15 protein-coding genes are annotated in these 14,996 nt (G+C 72.4%); 8 read left to right on the top strand and 7 right to left on the bottom strand.

Annotated elements, in window-relative coordinates; genetic code table 11:
- Positions 1 to 28: 28 nt before the first annotated feature.
- From wecB to ACFYO2_RS08215, 6 genes are all read right to left on the bottom strand, one after another.
- A complete protein-coding gene (wecB, locus tag ACFYO2_RS08240) occupies positions 29 to 1,144 on the bottom strand; it encodes a non-hydrolyzing UDP-N-acetylglucosamine 2-epimerase (protein WP_388345778.1) in 1,116 nt (371 codons plus the stop codon).
- A 3-nt stretch (positions 1,145 to 1,147) separates the two neighbouring features.
- Entirely contained in the window at positions 1,148 to 2,407 is a 1,260-nt protein-coding gene (locus tag ACFYO2_RS08235; RefSeq protein WP_388345775.1) for a nucleotide sugar dehydrogenase, read from the bottom strand.
- Positions 2,407 to 3,177 carry a WecB/TagA/CpsF family glycosyltransferase gene (locus tag ACFYO2_RS08230; protein ID WP_388345772.1) on the bottom strand — a complete coding sequence of 257 codons (771 nt, stop codon included), beginning with the start codon at positions 3,175 to 3,177 and terminating at the stop codon, positions 2,407 to 2,409. The genes ACFYO2_RS08235 and ACFYO2_RS08230 overlap by 1 nt, the downstream gene beginning before the upstream one ends.
- A complete protein-coding gene (locus tag ACFYO2_RS08225) occupies positions 3,174 to 4,340 on the bottom strand; it encodes a hypothetical protein (RefSeq protein WP_388345770.1) in 1,167 nt (388 codons plus the stop codon). Before ACFYO2_RS08225 ends, ACFYO2_RS08230 begins: the two co-directional genes overlap by 4 nt.
- 266 nt (positions 4,341 to 4,606) lie before the next feature.
- Positions 4,607 to 5,206 (bottom strand): acyltransferase, encoded by a 600-nt coding sequence (locus tag ACFYO2_RS08220; protein WP_388345767.1) that lies wholly within the window; start codon positions 5,204 to 5,206, stop codon positions 4,607 to 4,609.
- A gap of 169 nt (positions 5,207 to 5,375) precedes the next feature.
- Positions 5,376 to 5,642, bottom strand: coding sequence for a hypothetical protein (locus ACFYO2_RS08215; RefSeq protein WP_388345764.1), 267 nt, complete (start codon positions 5,640 to 5,642; stop codon positions 5,376 to 5,378).
- A gap of 211 nt (positions 5,643 to 5,853) precedes the next feature.
- Between ACFYO2_RS08215 and ACFYO2_RS08210 the strand changes: the two genes are divergently transcribed.
- From ACFYO2_RS08210 to ACFYO2_RS08190, 5 genes are all read left to right on the top strand, one after another.
- Positions 5,854 to 6,576 carry a hypothetical protein gene (locus tag ACFYO2_RS08210; RefSeq protein ID WP_388345761.1) on the top strand — a complete coding sequence of 241 codons (723 nt, stop codon included), beginning with the start codon at positions 5,854 to 5,856 and terminating at the stop codon, positions 6,574 to 6,576.
- Positions 6,573 to 7,118, top strand: coding sequence for a SixA phosphatase family protein (locus tag ACFYO2_RS08205; RefSeq protein WP_388345759.1), 546 nt, complete (start codon positions 6,573 to 6,575; stop codon positions 7,116 to 7,118). The genes ACFYO2_RS08210 and ACFYO2_RS08205 overlap by 4 nt, the downstream gene beginning before the upstream one ends.
- A gap of 89 nt (positions 7,119 to 7,207) precedes the next feature.
- A complete protein-coding gene (locus tag ACFYO2_RS08200) occupies positions 7,208 to 7,846 on the top strand; it encodes a YigZ family protein (RefSeq protein WP_388345758.1) in 639 nt (212 codons plus the stop codon).
- Positions 7,847 to 7,999: 153 nt separating this feature from the next.
- The gene (locus ACFYO2_RS08195) at positions 8,000 to 9,163 is read left to right on the top strand and encodes an exonuclease SbcCD subunit D (RefSeq protein ID WP_388345755.1); all 1,164 of its coding nucleotides are present in this window, start codon (positions 8,000 to 8,002) and stop codon (positions 9,161 to 9,163) included.
- Positions 9,160 to 12,270, top strand: a complete 3,111-nt coding sequence (locus tag ACFYO2_RS08190; protein WP_388345752.1) for an AAA family ATPase — start codon at positions 9,160 to 9,162, stop codon at positions 12,268 to 12,270. The genes ACFYO2_RS08195 and ACFYO2_RS08190 overlap by 4 nt, the downstream gene beginning before the upstream one ends.
- Before the next feature lie 2 nt (positions 12,271 to 12,272).
- On the opposite strand, the gene ACFYO2_RS08185 is transcribed toward ACFYO2_RS08190, so the two are convergent.
- Positions 12,273 to 12,719 (bottom strand): Lrp/AsnC family transcriptional regulator, encoded by a 447-nt coding sequence (locus tag ACFYO2_RS08185; RefSeq protein ID WP_388345750.1) that lies wholly within the window; start codon positions 12,717 to 12,719, stop codon positions 12,273 to 12,275.
- 123 nt (positions 12,720 to 12,842) lie between these two features.
- Here ACFYO2_RS08185 and ACFYO2_RS08180 point away from each other — a divergent pair, with 123 nt between their 5' ends.
- The 3 genes from ACFYO2_RS08180 to ACFYO2_RS08170 all read left to right on the top strand — a co-directional run bounded on the left by ACFYO2_RS08180 (position 12,843) and on the right by ACFYO2_RS08170 (position 14,986).
- Positions 12,843 to 13,328 carry a rhodanese-like domain-containing protein gene (locus tag ACFYO2_RS08180; RefSeq protein ID WP_388345746.1) on the top strand — a complete coding sequence of 162 codons (486 nt, stop codon included), beginning with the start codon at positions 12,843 to 12,845 and terminating at the stop codon, positions 13,326 to 13,328.
- A 43-nt stretch (positions 13,329 to 13,371) separates the two neighbouring features.
- A complete protein-coding gene (locus tag ACFYO2_RS08175; RefSeq protein WP_388345743.1) occupies positions 13,372 to 13,887 on the top strand; it encodes an immunity 21 family protein in 516 nt (171 codons plus the stop codon).
- A 253-nt stretch (positions 13,888 to 14,140) separates the two neighbouring features.
- Complete coding sequence (locus ACFYO2_RS08170) at positions 14,141 to 14,986, top strand: SDR family oxidoreductase (protein ID WP_388345741.1); 846 nt, start codon at positions 14,141 to 14,143, stop codon at positions 14,984 to 14,986.
- Positions 14,987 to 14,996: the final 10 nt, after the last annotated feature.

Genomic DNA, 14,996 nt, shown 5'->3' with positions numbered 1-14,996 from the left:
TGTTCGACGAGCATATGTTGCAAGCGGGTCATACGGAGAGCGATTGGTCGGTGGGTCTCGGCCGGGTGCTCGCGGTGTCTCCCGCCAGCAGCACGTCGGCGATCCGGTCGCTCGCGCGACCGTCCCACAGTCCGGGCCGACGCGGCGCGGGAGGATCGTCCAGCACCCGGTTGACGGTGGACACGATGCGCGCCGGATCCCGGCCGGCCAGCGTATTGGTGCCCTGCTCGACGGTGATGGGCCGCTCGGTGTTGTCCCGCAGGGTCACACACGGCACGCCCAACGCGGTGGTCTCCTCCTGTACTCCGCCCGAGTCGGTCAGTACGACGCGAGCGGAGTCCTGCAGGGCGATGAAGTCCAGGTATCCGGCGGGCGGTACGAGCCTGATGCCTCCGGGGACGCCGATGTCGGCCAGCCGCGCCGCCGCCCGCGGGTGAACGGGCAGCACGAGCGGGAGGCGGCCGGCGATCTCCCCGAGGGCCTTCAGGAGCCCGGCGAGGACCTCGGGGTCGTCCACGTTGGCGGGGCGATGCAGGGTGACCAGGCCGTACCCGCCCCTGGACAGGCCGTATCGGCTGAGGATGTCCGAGGCCCTGGCCCGGTCCAGGTTGGCCAGCAGCGTGTCGATCATGACGTTGCCGACGAGGTGGATCTGGTCGTCCCGGTACCCTTCCGCGCGCAGGTTCTCGGCGGCGTCGGGCGAGGGGGCCAGCAAGTAGTCGCTGACGCGGTCGGTGGCGACGCGGTTGACCTCCTCCGGCATGCTCCAGTCGCGGCTGCGCAGGCCGGCCTCGACGTGGGCCAGCAGCGGTCCGGCCTTGGCGGTGACCAGGGCGCAGGCCAGGGTGGAGTTGATGTCTCCGACCACGACGACGATGTCCGGGGCCACCTCGGTGAGCAGTGGCTCGAACGCGGTCATCACGCGTCCGGTCTGTTCGGCGTGGGTGCCGGAGCCGACACCGAGGAAGCGGTCGGGCGGCCGGATGCCGAGGTCGGCGAAGAACACGTCGTTCATGGCCGGGTCGTAGTGCTGACCGGTGTGGACGAGGACCACCTCGGCGCCCCGGTGTTCCAGGGCGTCCATCACCGGTTTGATCTTCATGTAGTTGGGGCGCGCCCCGGCGACGCAGACGACTCGCGGCATGGCTCAGAGCACCTCGATGGTGGGTCCGGACGACAGCCGCCGACGGCAGTCGAGGACGAAAGGGGCGTGTTCGGCGATGAGTTCGTAGTCGAAGCTGTCGTGGTCGGTGAGCAGGACGACCACGTCGGCGGCGGCCAGCTCCTCCGGCGCCGGTTCGACCCGCACCAGCCGGGTGTCCATCGGCAGGCTTTCGACGACGTGCGGGTCCGCGGCCCTGACCTGGGCCCCCATGTCGAGCAGCAGTTGGGAGATGCGCAGGGCGGGCGACTCGCGGGCGTCGCCGGTGTTCTTCTTGTACGCCAGGCCGAGCAGCAGGACGCGCGAGCCGTTCACGGAACGACGTCTCTCGTTGAACAAGTCGGTGATGCGGCGCGTCACGTACTCGGGCATGTGGTTGTTGATGTCGTTGGCCAGTTCCACGAAGCGGAAGCTCTGGCCGAGTTCGCGCTGCACCCGCCAGGACAGGTACGAGGGGTCGATGGGCAGGCAGTGGCCGCCGACGCCCGGTCCGGGCGTGAACTTCATGAAGCCGAAGGGCTTGCTGGAGGCGGCCTCGATGGCCTGCCAGACGTCGATGTCCAGGTGGTGGGCGAACATCGCGATCTCGTTGACCAGCGCGATGTTCACATGCCGGAAGGTGTTCTCAAGGAGCTTGGCGAGCTCGGCCTCCTTCGGCGAGCTCACCGGCACGGTGGTGTCGACGAGTTGCGCGTAGAAGTCCTGAACGGCTGTGAGCGAGGACGCGTTGACGCCGGAGACGACTTTGGGGGTCTCCTTGAAGCCCCAGACGGCGTTTCCGGGGTCGATCCGCTCCGGGCTGTAGCCGAGGTGGAAGTCGGTGCCCGCGGTCAGGCCCGAGCCGTCCTCCAGGATCGGGGCGAACAGCTCCTGGGTGGTGCCGGGATACGTGGTCGACTCGAGGACGACGGTGGCTCCGGGGCGCAGGTAGCGGGCCAGGGTGAGGGCCGATTCCCTGATGTAACGGAGGTCGGGAGTGCCCTCGTGCAGCGGGGTCGGGACGGTCACGACGGCGATGTCGAAACCGCCGCAGTCGCGGGCCGATTCGCTCGGGCGGTAGGCGCCGCGGTCCATGGCCGCGCGGATCCGCTCGGAGGAGACGTCCTCGACGAAGGACTCACCGGCGGCAAGGCTCTTGACCCGCCGGGAGTCCACGTCGTAGCCGATCACCTCGTGTCCGACCTCGGCCGCGCGGATGGCCAGTGGCAGGCCGACGTATCCCTGTCCAACCACGACGACGCGCATCAGTGTCTCCTGTTCGCGGGAACGGTCGACGGGGTGAGCCGGATGAGCTCCCGCGCCGTCATGAGGAGGAAGGCAGCATTGGTGGTGAGATAGCGCCGGCCGAGGCGCCGCGGCTCCTGCAGCGCGCGGTAGAGCCACTCGGCTCCCCAGCGCTGCCAGAACTCCGGGGCCCGCTTGGTGACCCCGGCCAGGATGTCGAAGGAGCCGCCGACCCCGTGCACGACGCGGGCGCCGGTGCGTTCGCCGTAGGCGGCCGTGAAGATCTCTTTCTTGGGCGAGGTCATGCCGAGGAACAGCATCTGGGCGCCGCTGTCGGCGATCGCGCCCGCTATGGCCTCCTGCTGGGAATCCTCGAAGTAGCCGTTCCGGCTGCCGGCCACCTTCAGGCCGGGGAAGCGGTCGGCCACCCGGCGCAGCATCTCCTCAAGCACTTCCTGCTTGGCCCCGAGGAAGTACACGGACATCCCCGCCGTCTCCGCCTCGGCCAGCAGCCGCAGGAAGAGGTCGATACCGGCCACCCGTTCCGGCAGCGGGGCGCGCAGGATCCGGCCGGCCCAGACCACGGCCTGCCCGTCGGCGAGAACCAGGTCGCAGCCGGCCACGGCCCGGGCGAGCCGGTCGTCCCGCCGCATGTTCACCAGCTTCGCGGCGTTGACCACCCCGATCTCGAGCTGGTGGCCGTCCCGGACCGCACTGAGGCAGCGCTGTACGGTCTCATCCATGGTCAGCGGGTCCAGCTCGACCCCGAACAGAGTCTGACGCGCGTTCATATTCGGCTCCCGTACCAGGCGTAGAGCATCCAGCCGAATTCGTACGGCCGGCATTCGTGGTCCACGGAGACGGGGCGGTACACCCGGTCCAGGAACTTCAACCGGAGGTTCGGAGCGACTCGGGTGCCGAGTCCTCGGGCGGCGCGTACGGCCTTTTTCGGATCACCCCGGTAGACCTTGCGCCAGGTGGCGCCGAGCTCGTCGAGGATCAACGGCTCCTGTTTCTCCGGGCGGGCGGCCAGTTCGGGCACGTCCGTCATCCAGCGGAGGCCCTTGCGGATCGACGCGCCGAAGTCGGTACCGCCCGCGTCGGCGAGATCGAACAGGGCGGTCGGCGCCATCGCGTGCTGATGGACGCTGTAGACGGGGTAACCCTCCACGACGCCGCCGGTGCGCGCGTCGTAGTGCCACCACCACTGCCCGCCCTCGCCCTGCAACTCGCAGATGCGCGCCGCGCACGACTCGGACGCGGCCAGCGCCTCCGGATCGCCGTCGCCGCCGGCGTGCGCGCGGGCCAGGGCCTGCAGCGGGTACGTCTGGTCGGCGAAGCAGCTCACGTGCGCCCGGTACCAGGGCACCAGGCCTGGCCCGGTGGCATGCGGGAACAGCGGACTGTCCCCGATCCGGGCTCGCAGCAGACGGTCGCGAGCTGCGGAGAAACGTCTCTCCACATCGACCGTGCTCCGAGCCGCCGCGAGGGCGGACAGCACCCACGCCGCCTCGACGGTGTACTGAGGCCGGCCCTCTTCGTCCAGGGCCTCGACCCGCCCGAGAGCGTCGGACAGTTTGGGATGCCCGGTCTCGGCGGCGGCCCAGGCGATGAGCGCGGCATCACCGAGATTGGTCACCGCGGGCAGCGACTCGATCAGCAGACCCGTGAACTCCTGGGCGGTACGTCCCGCGAGCACCGCGCGCTGGCGGTCCTCGGGGAGGAACCGGACCCCCAGCGCGGTGATGGCCGCGTACCGGGTGCTGGTCCCCCGCCGCTCCAACTTCCAGGAACCGTCGGGGGCTTTGCGCCCGGCCATGGTGAACGCGAAGGCCTCGCCGCCGGGGAGCAGCATCGACGCAAGCCCCGACTCGGCGACGGCGAGGAGCCGTTGGGCGAGCGCGAGCAGCGTCGGTTCCTCACGACCGAGTGCCGCCAGACGTGTGGTGGTCATCTTTTGGGCACACCAACCCCCCTGTGGGTCCTGTTTTGCGCAGACTGGTGATCGCCGCGGCGCGGATGGCCGCACGGCGGAAGGCAGACGTCAGGCGTCGGAGCGGTCCTGGCTCCTGGCAGCAGGCATAGGTGTCCCCACCCCGTACCCCCCCGGGCACTACTAGTTCGTGCGCCTATTGTGCTCGGTCTGCACAGATCGCACACATGTTATGCCTGTAGATGTTCGACGATTTGCGTTTTGCGAGAAACATGCGAGAAACAGAGTCATGCGTGTTCGACGAGTTCACCGTCCTTCTCGTCGAACAGCGCGCCTGTCTCGGGGCACTCCCATCCGCCCGACTCGCCTTCCCGCTCGACCAGTCGCACGCCGGCCCGGCCGACCCAGCCGATCCGGCGCGCCGGAACGCCGGCCACGAGCGCGAAGTCCGGCACGTCCCGGGTCACCACGGCACCCGCCGCGACCAGTGCCCAACGACCGACGCGCACTGGTGCCACACACACCGAACGGGCCCCCAGTGACGCCCCCTCCGCCACCACCACCGCCACGGCCTCCCAGTCGCCACCGCGCTTCAACCGGCCCTGCGGGTCCACCGAACGGGGGAAGTAGTCGTTGGTGAGCACCGCCGCAGGTCCGACGAACACCCCGTCACCGAGCACCGCGGGTTCGTAGACCAACGCGTAGTTCTGGAGCTTCACGTTGTCGCCGATCCGCACCCCCGGGCCGACATACGCCCCCCGGCCCACGATGCACCCGCTGCCGAGCCGCGCGTCCTCCCGTACCTGGGCCAGGTCCCAGACCGTCGTCCCGTCGCCGATCGTGGCCGTCTCGTCGACCTGAGCGGTCGGCTGGATCCTGGAGCTCATGGACTGAACCCTTCTTCTCGTCGAACAGAGCTGGAAACGCAGGTCCACCGTCCAGGGCCGTCCGTGCTGGTCGCCGGCCACGCCGACGGTGCCCTTGACGGACTCGAGTGTGATGACCGTGCCGATGACTTCCGGTCCCCCGCCCCGCGGCGCCCAGAAGTGGAGCGGCCTACATGCGACTCGGCGGAGAAGCGGACGGCCTCGTCGTGCCTGCGATCAGCTCGTCGACCAGCCCGGCGTCACAGATGTCGCCGAACGCGAATCCGGGGTGATCGCGCACCTCCGCCAGGACGAGATGATCACGGTGTTCACGCCAACCATCCACCGTGCCGACGATCCGGCTGCCGTCCCCGAGCGTGTCGGTGACGTTCCCGGTGTCCGTCCGGTACCGGGAGATCGTCGAGCCGCCCTCGACCGCCCACACGAGTGTCTTCACAGGATCACCATACTTACGCCGGACTCGCCGGAGAAAGGATTCCGCGTATGTGCGACCCGTCGGGGACACCCCGGTGTGTGCGGGGTACGGGCCGCCGTGACCAGGGAAGGGTCTCGGGGTCGGCCCCATGTGCGGTTTCCGGGCACGCCGAACTGAACGCCTGTTCGGGCCGACGGTGGCGCGGTCCTCTCCGCACGCCTACGCTCGCCACGTGCTCCGCATCATCGACGTCCGAACCGGCGAGCCCGTCGAGGCCGCTCCCGCCCGCCGGGGTCTGACCCGGATCCAGGCCCATGCGGCGGGCTGCGACCCGACCGCCCTGCGCGTGCTGCTGGTCGCCGACGTCCTGTTCCGGGCCCTCGAAATCGGCGGTACGCCCGTCTGGGCGCTGCTGACCGGGGAACGACAGCAGGCGGAGCTTCGGGCGGCCGCCGCGGCCCTCGGCATCCGGCCGTTCGAGGACAGCCGGGACGTCTCGGCGGGGCTGGGGGAGGCCCAGGTCATCCACGTCATGGCCGACAGCGGGCCCGCCCCCGACGGCGTCCGCATCGCCGTCGCCCCCGTGGAGGACGCGTCCGTCCCGATCCCGGACGGCGCCGACCCCGCCGTCGTACGCCTGGCGCTGCTCTCCAGGCGCCGGAGCGAGCCCGTGCGGCTCGACGCGGATGCGCTGGCAGAGGCCCGCGAGACCCTCGCACGGTGGCGCCGCGCGGTCGCCGACTGGGCGCGCAGGCCGTCCCGGGCGATCCCCGAGGAGGTGCGCGGAGAGCTCCGTACCGCCTGGGAGGACGACCTGGACGTGTGCGCCGTGCTCCGGGTCCTCGGGTCGGTCGAGACCTCGGACCTGCCGGAGGGCGCACGCTTCGAGACGTACGCCTACGCCGACCGGCTGCTCGGTGTCGAACTCACCCGTGACGTGGGATCGACGCCATGATCGCGCGGGCGGGAGCCGGTCCGCTGCGGCACCTGGTCGTCCTGCGGCACGCCAAGTCCGCCTGGCCGGAAGGCGTCCCCGACCACGAACGCCCCCTCGCCCCGCGCGGCCGCCGGGACGCGCCGGCCGCGGGCCGGGCCCTCGCCGACGCCGACCTGCTGCCGGACCTCGCCGTGTGCTCCACCGCGGTACGCGCCCGGCAGACCTGGGAACTGGCCTCGGCGCAGTGGGGCACACCACCGCCGGTGCGGCTCGACGCGCGGGTGTACGCGGCCGACGTACCCGAGCTGCTGGCCGTCGTGCACGAGGTGCCCGCAGAGGTCGACACCCTGCTGCTCGTCGGGCACAACCCCGGGCTGGAGGAACTGGTCCTCGCCCTTGCCGGAGACGGCCTCGACGACGCGCTCGACGCGGTCCGGCTGAAGTTCCCGACCTCGGCGATCGCCGTACTGGCCTGGCGCGGCACCGACTGGCAGGACCTCACTCCGGGCACGGCCCTGCTCACGGACCTGACCGTGGCGCGCGGCAAGAAGAAGAAGTGACCGCGAGACGGTCGTGGGGCGCGGCAGGAAGAAGCGACCGCGAGACGGCCGGGGACCGGGCGGCGGATCACTCCGCATAGGGTGGCCGGATGCAGGACGAGTACCGCACAGTCGCCCGCGTGGGCGTGCACGAGACCGAGGTCAATCGGTCCCGCTTCCTGTGCGCCCTCGCCCCGGCGGCCACCGAGCAGGAGGCCCAGGCCTTCGTCGCGGCCGTCCGCAAGGAGCACGCGGACGCCACGCACAACTGCTTCGCGTACGTCATCGGCGCCGATGCCGCGATCCAGCGGGCGAGCGACGACGGCGAACCCGGCGGCACCGCCGGCGTCCCCATGCTCCAGATGCTGTTGCGCCGCGACATGCGGTACGTCGTCGCCGTGGTCACCCGCTACTACGGCGGCGTCAAACTCGGCGCGGGCGGCCTCATCCGCGCGTACGGCGGAGCGGTCGGCGAGGCCCTGGACACCCTCGGCGCGATCACCCGCCGCCGCTTCCGCCTCGCCACGGTGACCGTCGACCACCAGCGCGCCGGCAAGATCCACAACGACCTGCGCGCGACCGGCCGTGAGGTACGGGACGTGCGCTACGGCGAGGCGGTCACGATCGAGATAGGGCTGCCGGACGCCGACGTCGAGGCCTTCCGGGCGTGGCTCGCGGACGCGACCGCGGGGACGGCCCGGTTCGACCTGGGCGGGGAGGCGTACGGGGAGTATCACGGACAATCCTGACCATCCGCCGTCGGATGGTGGTGACAGGTCGAGGTTCGTGGGGGGTCAGGTGTCGGCAGGCGTTAGCGTGGTGGCTGCTGACCGCGAGCTTGTGTTGGTTCGTGCTGGTTCCAGGGGCGGAGCAGGGGGAGACATGCGGTTCGGAGTGGGTTTGTGAGATTGCTGCACACTTCCGACTGGCATCTCGGCCGGGCGTTCCACCGGGTGAACATGCTCGGGGCCCAGGCCGAGTTCATCGGCCACCTCGTGACGACCGTGCGGGAGCGCGGCGTGGACGCGGTCGTCGTGTCGGGGGACGTGTACGACCGCGCGGTGCCGCCGCTCGCCGCGGTCGAGTTGTTCGACGACGCGCTGCACCGGCTCGCCGACCTCGGTGTGCCCACGGTGATGATCTCCGGCAACCACGACTCGGCCCGTCGGCTGGGCGTGGGCGCGGGCCTCATCGATCGCGCGGGCATCCATCTGCGGACCGAGCCGTCCGCGTGCGGGACGCCGGTGATGCTCTCCGACGACCATGGCGACGTGGCCTTCTACGGGCTTCCGTATCTCGAACCCGCCCTGGTGAAGGACGAGTTCGCGGTGGACAGGGCCGGACACGAGACCGTGCTCGCCGCCGCCATGGACCGCGTCCGCGCGGACCTCACCACACGTGCGCGTGGCACCCGCTCCGTCATCCTCGCGCACGCCTTCGTCACCGGTGGCGAAGTCAGCGACAGCGAACGGGACATCACGGTAGGAGGGGTGGCCGCGGTGCCCGCCGGCGTCTTCGACGGTGTCGACTACGCGGCGCTCGGGCACCTGCACGGCTGCCAGACCATCACCGAGCGCGTGCGCTACTCCGGTTCCCCGCTGCCCTACTCCTTCTCGGAGGCCGGGCACCGCAAGAGCATGTGGCTCGTCGACCTGGACGCCGACGGGGCGGTCACCGCCGAGCGCGTCGACTGCCCGGTCCCGCGCGCGCTGGCCCGCATCAGGGGAACCCTGGAGGACCTGCTCGCCGACCCGGAACTCGCCCGGCACGAGGAGGCCTGGGTCGAGGCGACCCTCACCGACCCGGTCCGGCCCGCCGACCCCATGGCCCGACTCGGCGGGCGGTTCCCGCACACGCTCAGCCTCGTCTTCGACCCGGAGCGGACGCCGGACGACCCCGCCGTGTCGTACGCCACGCGGCTCGCCGGGCGCACCGACCAGCAGATCGCGGAGGACTTCGTGGCCCACGTGCGCGGCGCCGGACCCGACGAGCGCGAGCAGGTGGTGCTGCGGGACGCGTTCGACGCGGTGCGGGCGGACGAGGCCGTGCGGGAGGTGGCGCGGTGAGGCTGCACCAGCTGGAGATCACCGCGTTCGGGCCCTTCGGAGGGTCCCAGACCGTCGACTTCGACGAACTGTCCACCGCCGGGCTCTTCCTGCTGCACGGACCGACCGGCGCCGGCAAGACCTCCGTCCTGGACGCCGTGTGCTACGCGCTGTACGGCACCGTGCCGGGCGCCCGGCAGTCCGGTCAGGGCATGACGCTGCGCAGCGACCACGCCGCGGCCGGTACGCGCACCGAGGTACGCCTCGAACTCACCGTAGCCGGACGCCGGTTGGAGGTCACCCGGCAGCCGCCCTGGGAGCGGCCCAAGAAGCGCGGCTCGGGCACGACGCTCGACAAGGCCCAGAGCTGGCTGCGCGAGTACGACGCCGCGGCCGGCGCCTGGAAGGACCTCAGCCGCTCCCACCAGGAGATCGGCGAGGAGATCACTCAGCTGCTCGGCATGAGCCGCGAGCAGTTCTGCCAGGTCGTGCTGCTGCCCCAGGGCGACTTCGCGCGCTTCCTGCGCGCCGACGCCGAGGCCCGCGGCAGGCTGCTCGGCCGCCTCTTCGACACCCACCGCTTCGCCGAGGTCGAGAAGCGGCTCGCCGAACGCCGCCGCGCGGCCGAGGCCCGAGTGCGCGAGGGCGACGCCGAGTTGCTGGCCGACGCGCACCGCATGCAGCAGGCGGCCGGTGCCGCCATGGAGCTGCCGGACCTGGAACCGGGCGAACCGGGCCTCGCCGACGCCGTGCTGTGTGCGGCCGCCGTCGCCCGCAGCACCGTCCGCGAACAGCTGACCATCGCCCACTGCCGCCTCACGGCCGCCGAGTCCGCCCAGGCCGCGACCGACCGCGCCCTGGCCGACGTACGCGAACGGGCCCGGCTGCAGCGGCGGTTCGCCGAGGCGCGGGAGCGGGCCGCGCTGCTGGAGGAGCGGTCCGACGCGTACCGGCAGGCGCAGGCGCGGATGGAGCGGGCACGCAAGGCGGAGGCGGTGGCGCCGGCGCTGGAACTCCGGGAGGCGGCGGACGCGGACCACCGGCGGGCCGCGGCGGAGGAGGCACGCGCGCGTGCCGTGCTGCGAGATGCCCTCGGGGACGGGGAGGCCGATTTTCCTCCCGGAGCCGTTCTCGGCGAGGAGTCGGCTGACACCAGTCCGGAGCGCGCCGGTGCCGACAGGCATCCGCTCTCCCGGCCGCCGGTCGTCTTCGCCGACGCCGGTGCCGCCGGACTCGCCGCGGCCGCCCGCCGCGCCGCCGAGGAGCTGGGCGGCCTGGAGTCCGCCCGTCGCGGCGAGCGACGGCTGGCGGAACTCGTCCAGGAGCGGGAGAAGTTGGAGCGTCAGGAGCGGGACGACGAGGAGGTCCGGCAGGAGGCGCAGGCATGGCTCGCCGGGTGGGAGGCGACCCGGGCCGGACTGCAGAGCCGTATCGAGTCGGCGCAGGACGCCGCCGCCCGGGCAGAACAGCTCGCCGTCCGGCGCGAACCCGCCCAGCGGCGGCTGAGGGCGGCCCGGCAGCGCGACCAGTTCGCGGTCGACACCGACGCGGCACAGCGGCAGGCACTCGCCACGGCGGAACGCGCCGTCCAGGCCCGCGCGCACTGGCTCGACCTCAAGGAACAGCGCCTGAACGGGATCGCCGCCGAACTGGCCGCGAACCTCGCCGACGGCGAACCGTGCGCCGTCTGCGGGGCCACCGAACACCCCGCCCCCGCCCGCAAGGTCGCCGGCCATGTCGGCCGCGAGGCGGAGGAGCGCGCCCTCGCCGCCTACCAGAGCGCCGACGAACAGCGCGCCGAGGACGAACGGCGCCTGGGCGTCGTACGAGAAGCACTGGCCGCCGCCACCGCGGAGGCCGGTGACACCCCCACCGGACAACTTGCCGAAGAAGCCGACGAGTTGGAGCGGCTCTACGCACAGGCCCGCAGGGACGCCGCCGCGCTGCATCCCGCGAACGAGGAGCTGCGCCGGGCCCGGGCCGAGCACGAGCAGCGGACCGCCGCCCAGCAGCAGGCTGCGGTCAGAGCCGCCTCCCGGGTCGGCCACCGCGAGCGGCTCGACCACGAAAGGGCCACTCTGGAAGGCGAGTTGGCGCAGGCGCGCGGTGCCGCCGACAGCGTCGCCGCGCGGGCCGCGCAACTGGAGCGGCGGGCCGCGCTGCTCACCGACGCCGCCGACGCCGCGCGCGCCGCCGAGGACACCGCCCAGCGCCTCAAGGACGCCGACGCCCGTCTCGCCGACGCCGCCTTCCGCGCCGGGTTCGACACCCCACCGGCGGCGGCCGCCGCGCTCCTCGACGAGGCGGCCCACCGCGAGCTGCAACGGCGGCTGGACGCCTGGCAGTTCGAGGAGGCCGCCGTACGGGCCGTCCTCGCCGAGACCGACACCGCGGCCGCCGCCCAGAAGCCGCCCGCCGATCTCACCGCGGCGGAGCGGACCGCGGCCGCCGCGGCCCAGCGTCTGCGCGACGCCGCCTCCGCGCGCGACGCGGCAGACCGGCGCTGCACGGAACTCGACCGGCTGTCCGCGCGAGCCACCGCGGGAGTACGGCGCCTGGCGCCGCTGCGCGAGGAGTACGACCGCGTGGCCCGCATGTCCGGCCTCGCCGCGGGCACCTCGTCGGACAACGAACGCAAGATGCGCCTGGAGTCGTACGTCCTGGCGGCCCGGCTGGAACAGGTGGCCGCCGCCGCGACCGTACGGCTGCAGCGCATGTCGTCCGGCCGCTACACCCTCGTCCACTCCGACGACCGCAGCGGACGCGGCCGCAGCGGCCTCGGACTGCACGTCGTCGACGCCTGGACCGGCCGCGAGCGCGACACGGCGACCCTGTCCGGCGGCGAGACCTTCTTCGCCTCGCTCGCCCTCGCCCTCGGCCTCGCGGACGTCGTCACCGACGAGGCGGGCGGGGTCCGCCTGGACACCCTCTTCATCGACGAGGGCTTCGGCAGTCTCGACGACCAGACCCTCGACGAGGTCCTCGACGTCCTCGACTCGCTGCGCGAGCGCGACCGCAGCGTCGGCATCGTCAGCCACGTCGCCGATCTGCGGCGGCGCATCCACGCGCAGCTGGAGGTCGTGAAGGGGCGCTCGGGGTCGGTGCTGCGGCAGCGCGGGGTCGGCTGAACTCAGCGGCCCAGCGGGCGCCTTGGCAGCGGCGAGGAGTAGACGACGCTCGTGGTCACCGAGCCCAGCGCGCCGATCTTGCCCGACACCTCTTCCAGATGGCGCATGGAGCGCGCCGTGACCTTGATGACGAAGCAGTCGTCGCCCGTCACATGGTGCGCCTCCAGGATCTCCGGCGTCGCCGCGACCAGGTCGTGGAAGGGTTTGTAGTTGCCGTTCGGGTAGCGCAGCCGGACGAACGCCAGGATCGGCAGGCCGAGCCGCTCGGGGTCCACGACGGCCGCGTACCCCTTGATGACGCCGGCCTCCTCCAGCCGCCGTACCCGCTCGGTCACCGCGCTCGGCGACATGGACACGGCCCGGGCCAGCTCGGCGAAACTGGCCCGGCCCTCCCGCTGGAGGACGTCGAGGATGCGCCAGTCGGTGGCGTCCGGGGAATACACGGTCATCACCGAGAGATAGCAGGGGAATCCCCGGCCCGGCAAGGTCCGCGCCGTGAATCACCCCTTCAGTTCGGTGAACGGCGACCGTAGATTTCCGGTCATCGGAACGATCACGGAGAGGGCCTCCCCATGACCACCACCACGACGACCGCCGTCAACCCCGTCCTGCGCGTCGCCCCCGCCGCCCCGGCCGAGGCCGCCGCCTACTTCCGCGCCAACCTCGTCTTCCACGCCGACGTGTCCGACGTCGCCGCGGCACTCGCGGCAGGCGGTGACCCCGGATTCGTCGTCCTCGACTCCCGTTCCACCGAGTCCTGGGACCAGGGCCACGTCCCGGGCGCGGTCCATCTCCCGACCGCGCTCATCCCCGAGCAGGCCGAGCAGCTGCTCGACAAGTCCGTGCCGGTCGTGACGTACTGCTGGGGTCCCGGCTGCAACGGCGCCACCCGGGCCGCCCTGGCCTTGGCCGAACTCGGCTACCAGGTCAAGGAGATGCTCGGCGGCTTCGAGTACTGGGCGCGTGAGGGCTTCGAGTTCGAGACCTGGCAGGGCCGCGAGCGGCGCGCCGCCGACCAGCTGACCGCACCGGCGGACGCGGAGGACTGCGGCTGTTGAGGCCGGAGTTCGGTCGGCTTTGCGAACGTGTAGGTTCTGGCGCATGGTGCGATACGCGGAACCGGGCACGGTGGAGTGGGTGGAGTCGGGCGGCGGTCCGCTCATAGCGGTGCCCGAGACGGTCCTGCCGTTCTGGGCAGGGGCCGACGGCGACGAGACGGCGTCCGACTACGACCGGGCGTGCGAGGTCGACGGGTTCATCGGGCTGCTGCCCGTCGGGGACAGCGCCGCGCTGGTGTTCGGCGACGAGCCCGCCTCCACCACCTATCTGCCGGACCACCACACCTTCGTACGGTGGTCCGCGGCCGACTCCGAGGCCGCGCTCCTCGCGGAGATCCCGGCGGCGCTCGCCGCGGCGGCGTGGGAGCCGGAGATGCGCTGGAACGTGCCCGGAGCCGTGCTGCTGTTCGACGCGGCGTGGCCCGGCGCCGCCTCCGCACGCACCGACCACGTGAGGGTCGCCCTCACTCCAGGCCGGTACGCCGTACGCGCGGCCCATGTGCGTCCCGGCCCCGAGACGTGGCTGGGACTCGTACAGCTGCGGCGGCTGCCGGACTGATCGGGCTCGTGGCGCGGCCGCCGGAACCGGCCCCTCGCGCGGCGGCTGTCGGAACTGCCTCCTCGTGGGGCGGCTGCGGGACTGATCCGGCTCGTGCGGCGGCTTCCGGGACCGCCTCCTCGTGCGGCGGCTGCCGGGACCGCCTCCTCGTGCGGCGGCTGCCGGGACCGCCTCCTCGCGCGGCGGCCGCCCGACTGCGCCGCCGCGTAAATTCGGCTGCGGCGTCGCTGGGTCACCGCGCATCCTGATCTCCATGCCTCTTCTTCCCCACCCCATCCCCGAAGAACTGCGCCGCGACCCGCTGCCTCTGCGTGGCCGTACCGCCCTGGTCACCGGCGCCAGTCGGCGTGCCGGTATCGGATACGCGGTGGCGCGGCGGCTCGCCGCGTACGGGGCGAGCGTCTATCTGCACCATCACGTTCCGCACGACGAGGAGATGCCCTGGGGCGCCGACCGGCCCGAGGAGGTCGCCGCCTTAGTGCGCGAGGTGCTGGGCGACCCGGACGCCCGGGTCGTATCGGGGCCAGGTGACCTGTCCGACCCGGCCGTGCCCGCCGAGCTGATCGCCACCGCCGCCTCGGCGCTCGGCGGGCGGCTCGACATCCTCGTCGCCAACCACGCCCTCAGCGGCTCCGACGGCACTCTCGACACGATCGACGCCGCGATGCTCGACGCCCACTGGGCGACCGACACCCGCTCGGTGCTGTTGCTCGTGCAGGCCTATGCCCGGCTGCGGGCCGAGCTGCCGCCGCGCACCCCGGGCGGCCGGGTGGTGATGATGACCTCCGGCCAGGACCACGGCGCCGGCATGCCAGGCGAGATGGCCTACGCCCTCCAGAAGGGCGCCCTCGCCTCGATCACCCGCTCCCTGTCGACCACACTCGCCGAGCAGACGGTCACGGTGAACACCGTCAACCCCGGCCCGGTGGACACGGATTACCTGACCGGGGAGGCGTACGACACCGTCGCCGCGATGTTCCCCGGCGGTCGCTGGGGGATGCCCGACGACCCCGCCCGCCTCATCGCGTGGCTCGCGACGGACGAGGCGGGCTGGGTCACCGGCAATGTGATCGACTCGGAGGGCGGCTTCCGGCGCTGACCCCTGCGAG

Origin of the sequence: Streptomyces sp. NPDC006602 (assembly GCF_042870385.1) — a bacterium.
In the GTDB taxonomy this organism is placed as follows: Bacteria; Actinomycetota; Actinomycetes; order Streptomycetales; family Streptomycetaceae; genus Streptomyces.
This window is presented reverse-complemented; position numbering and strand designations above follow the sequence as displayed.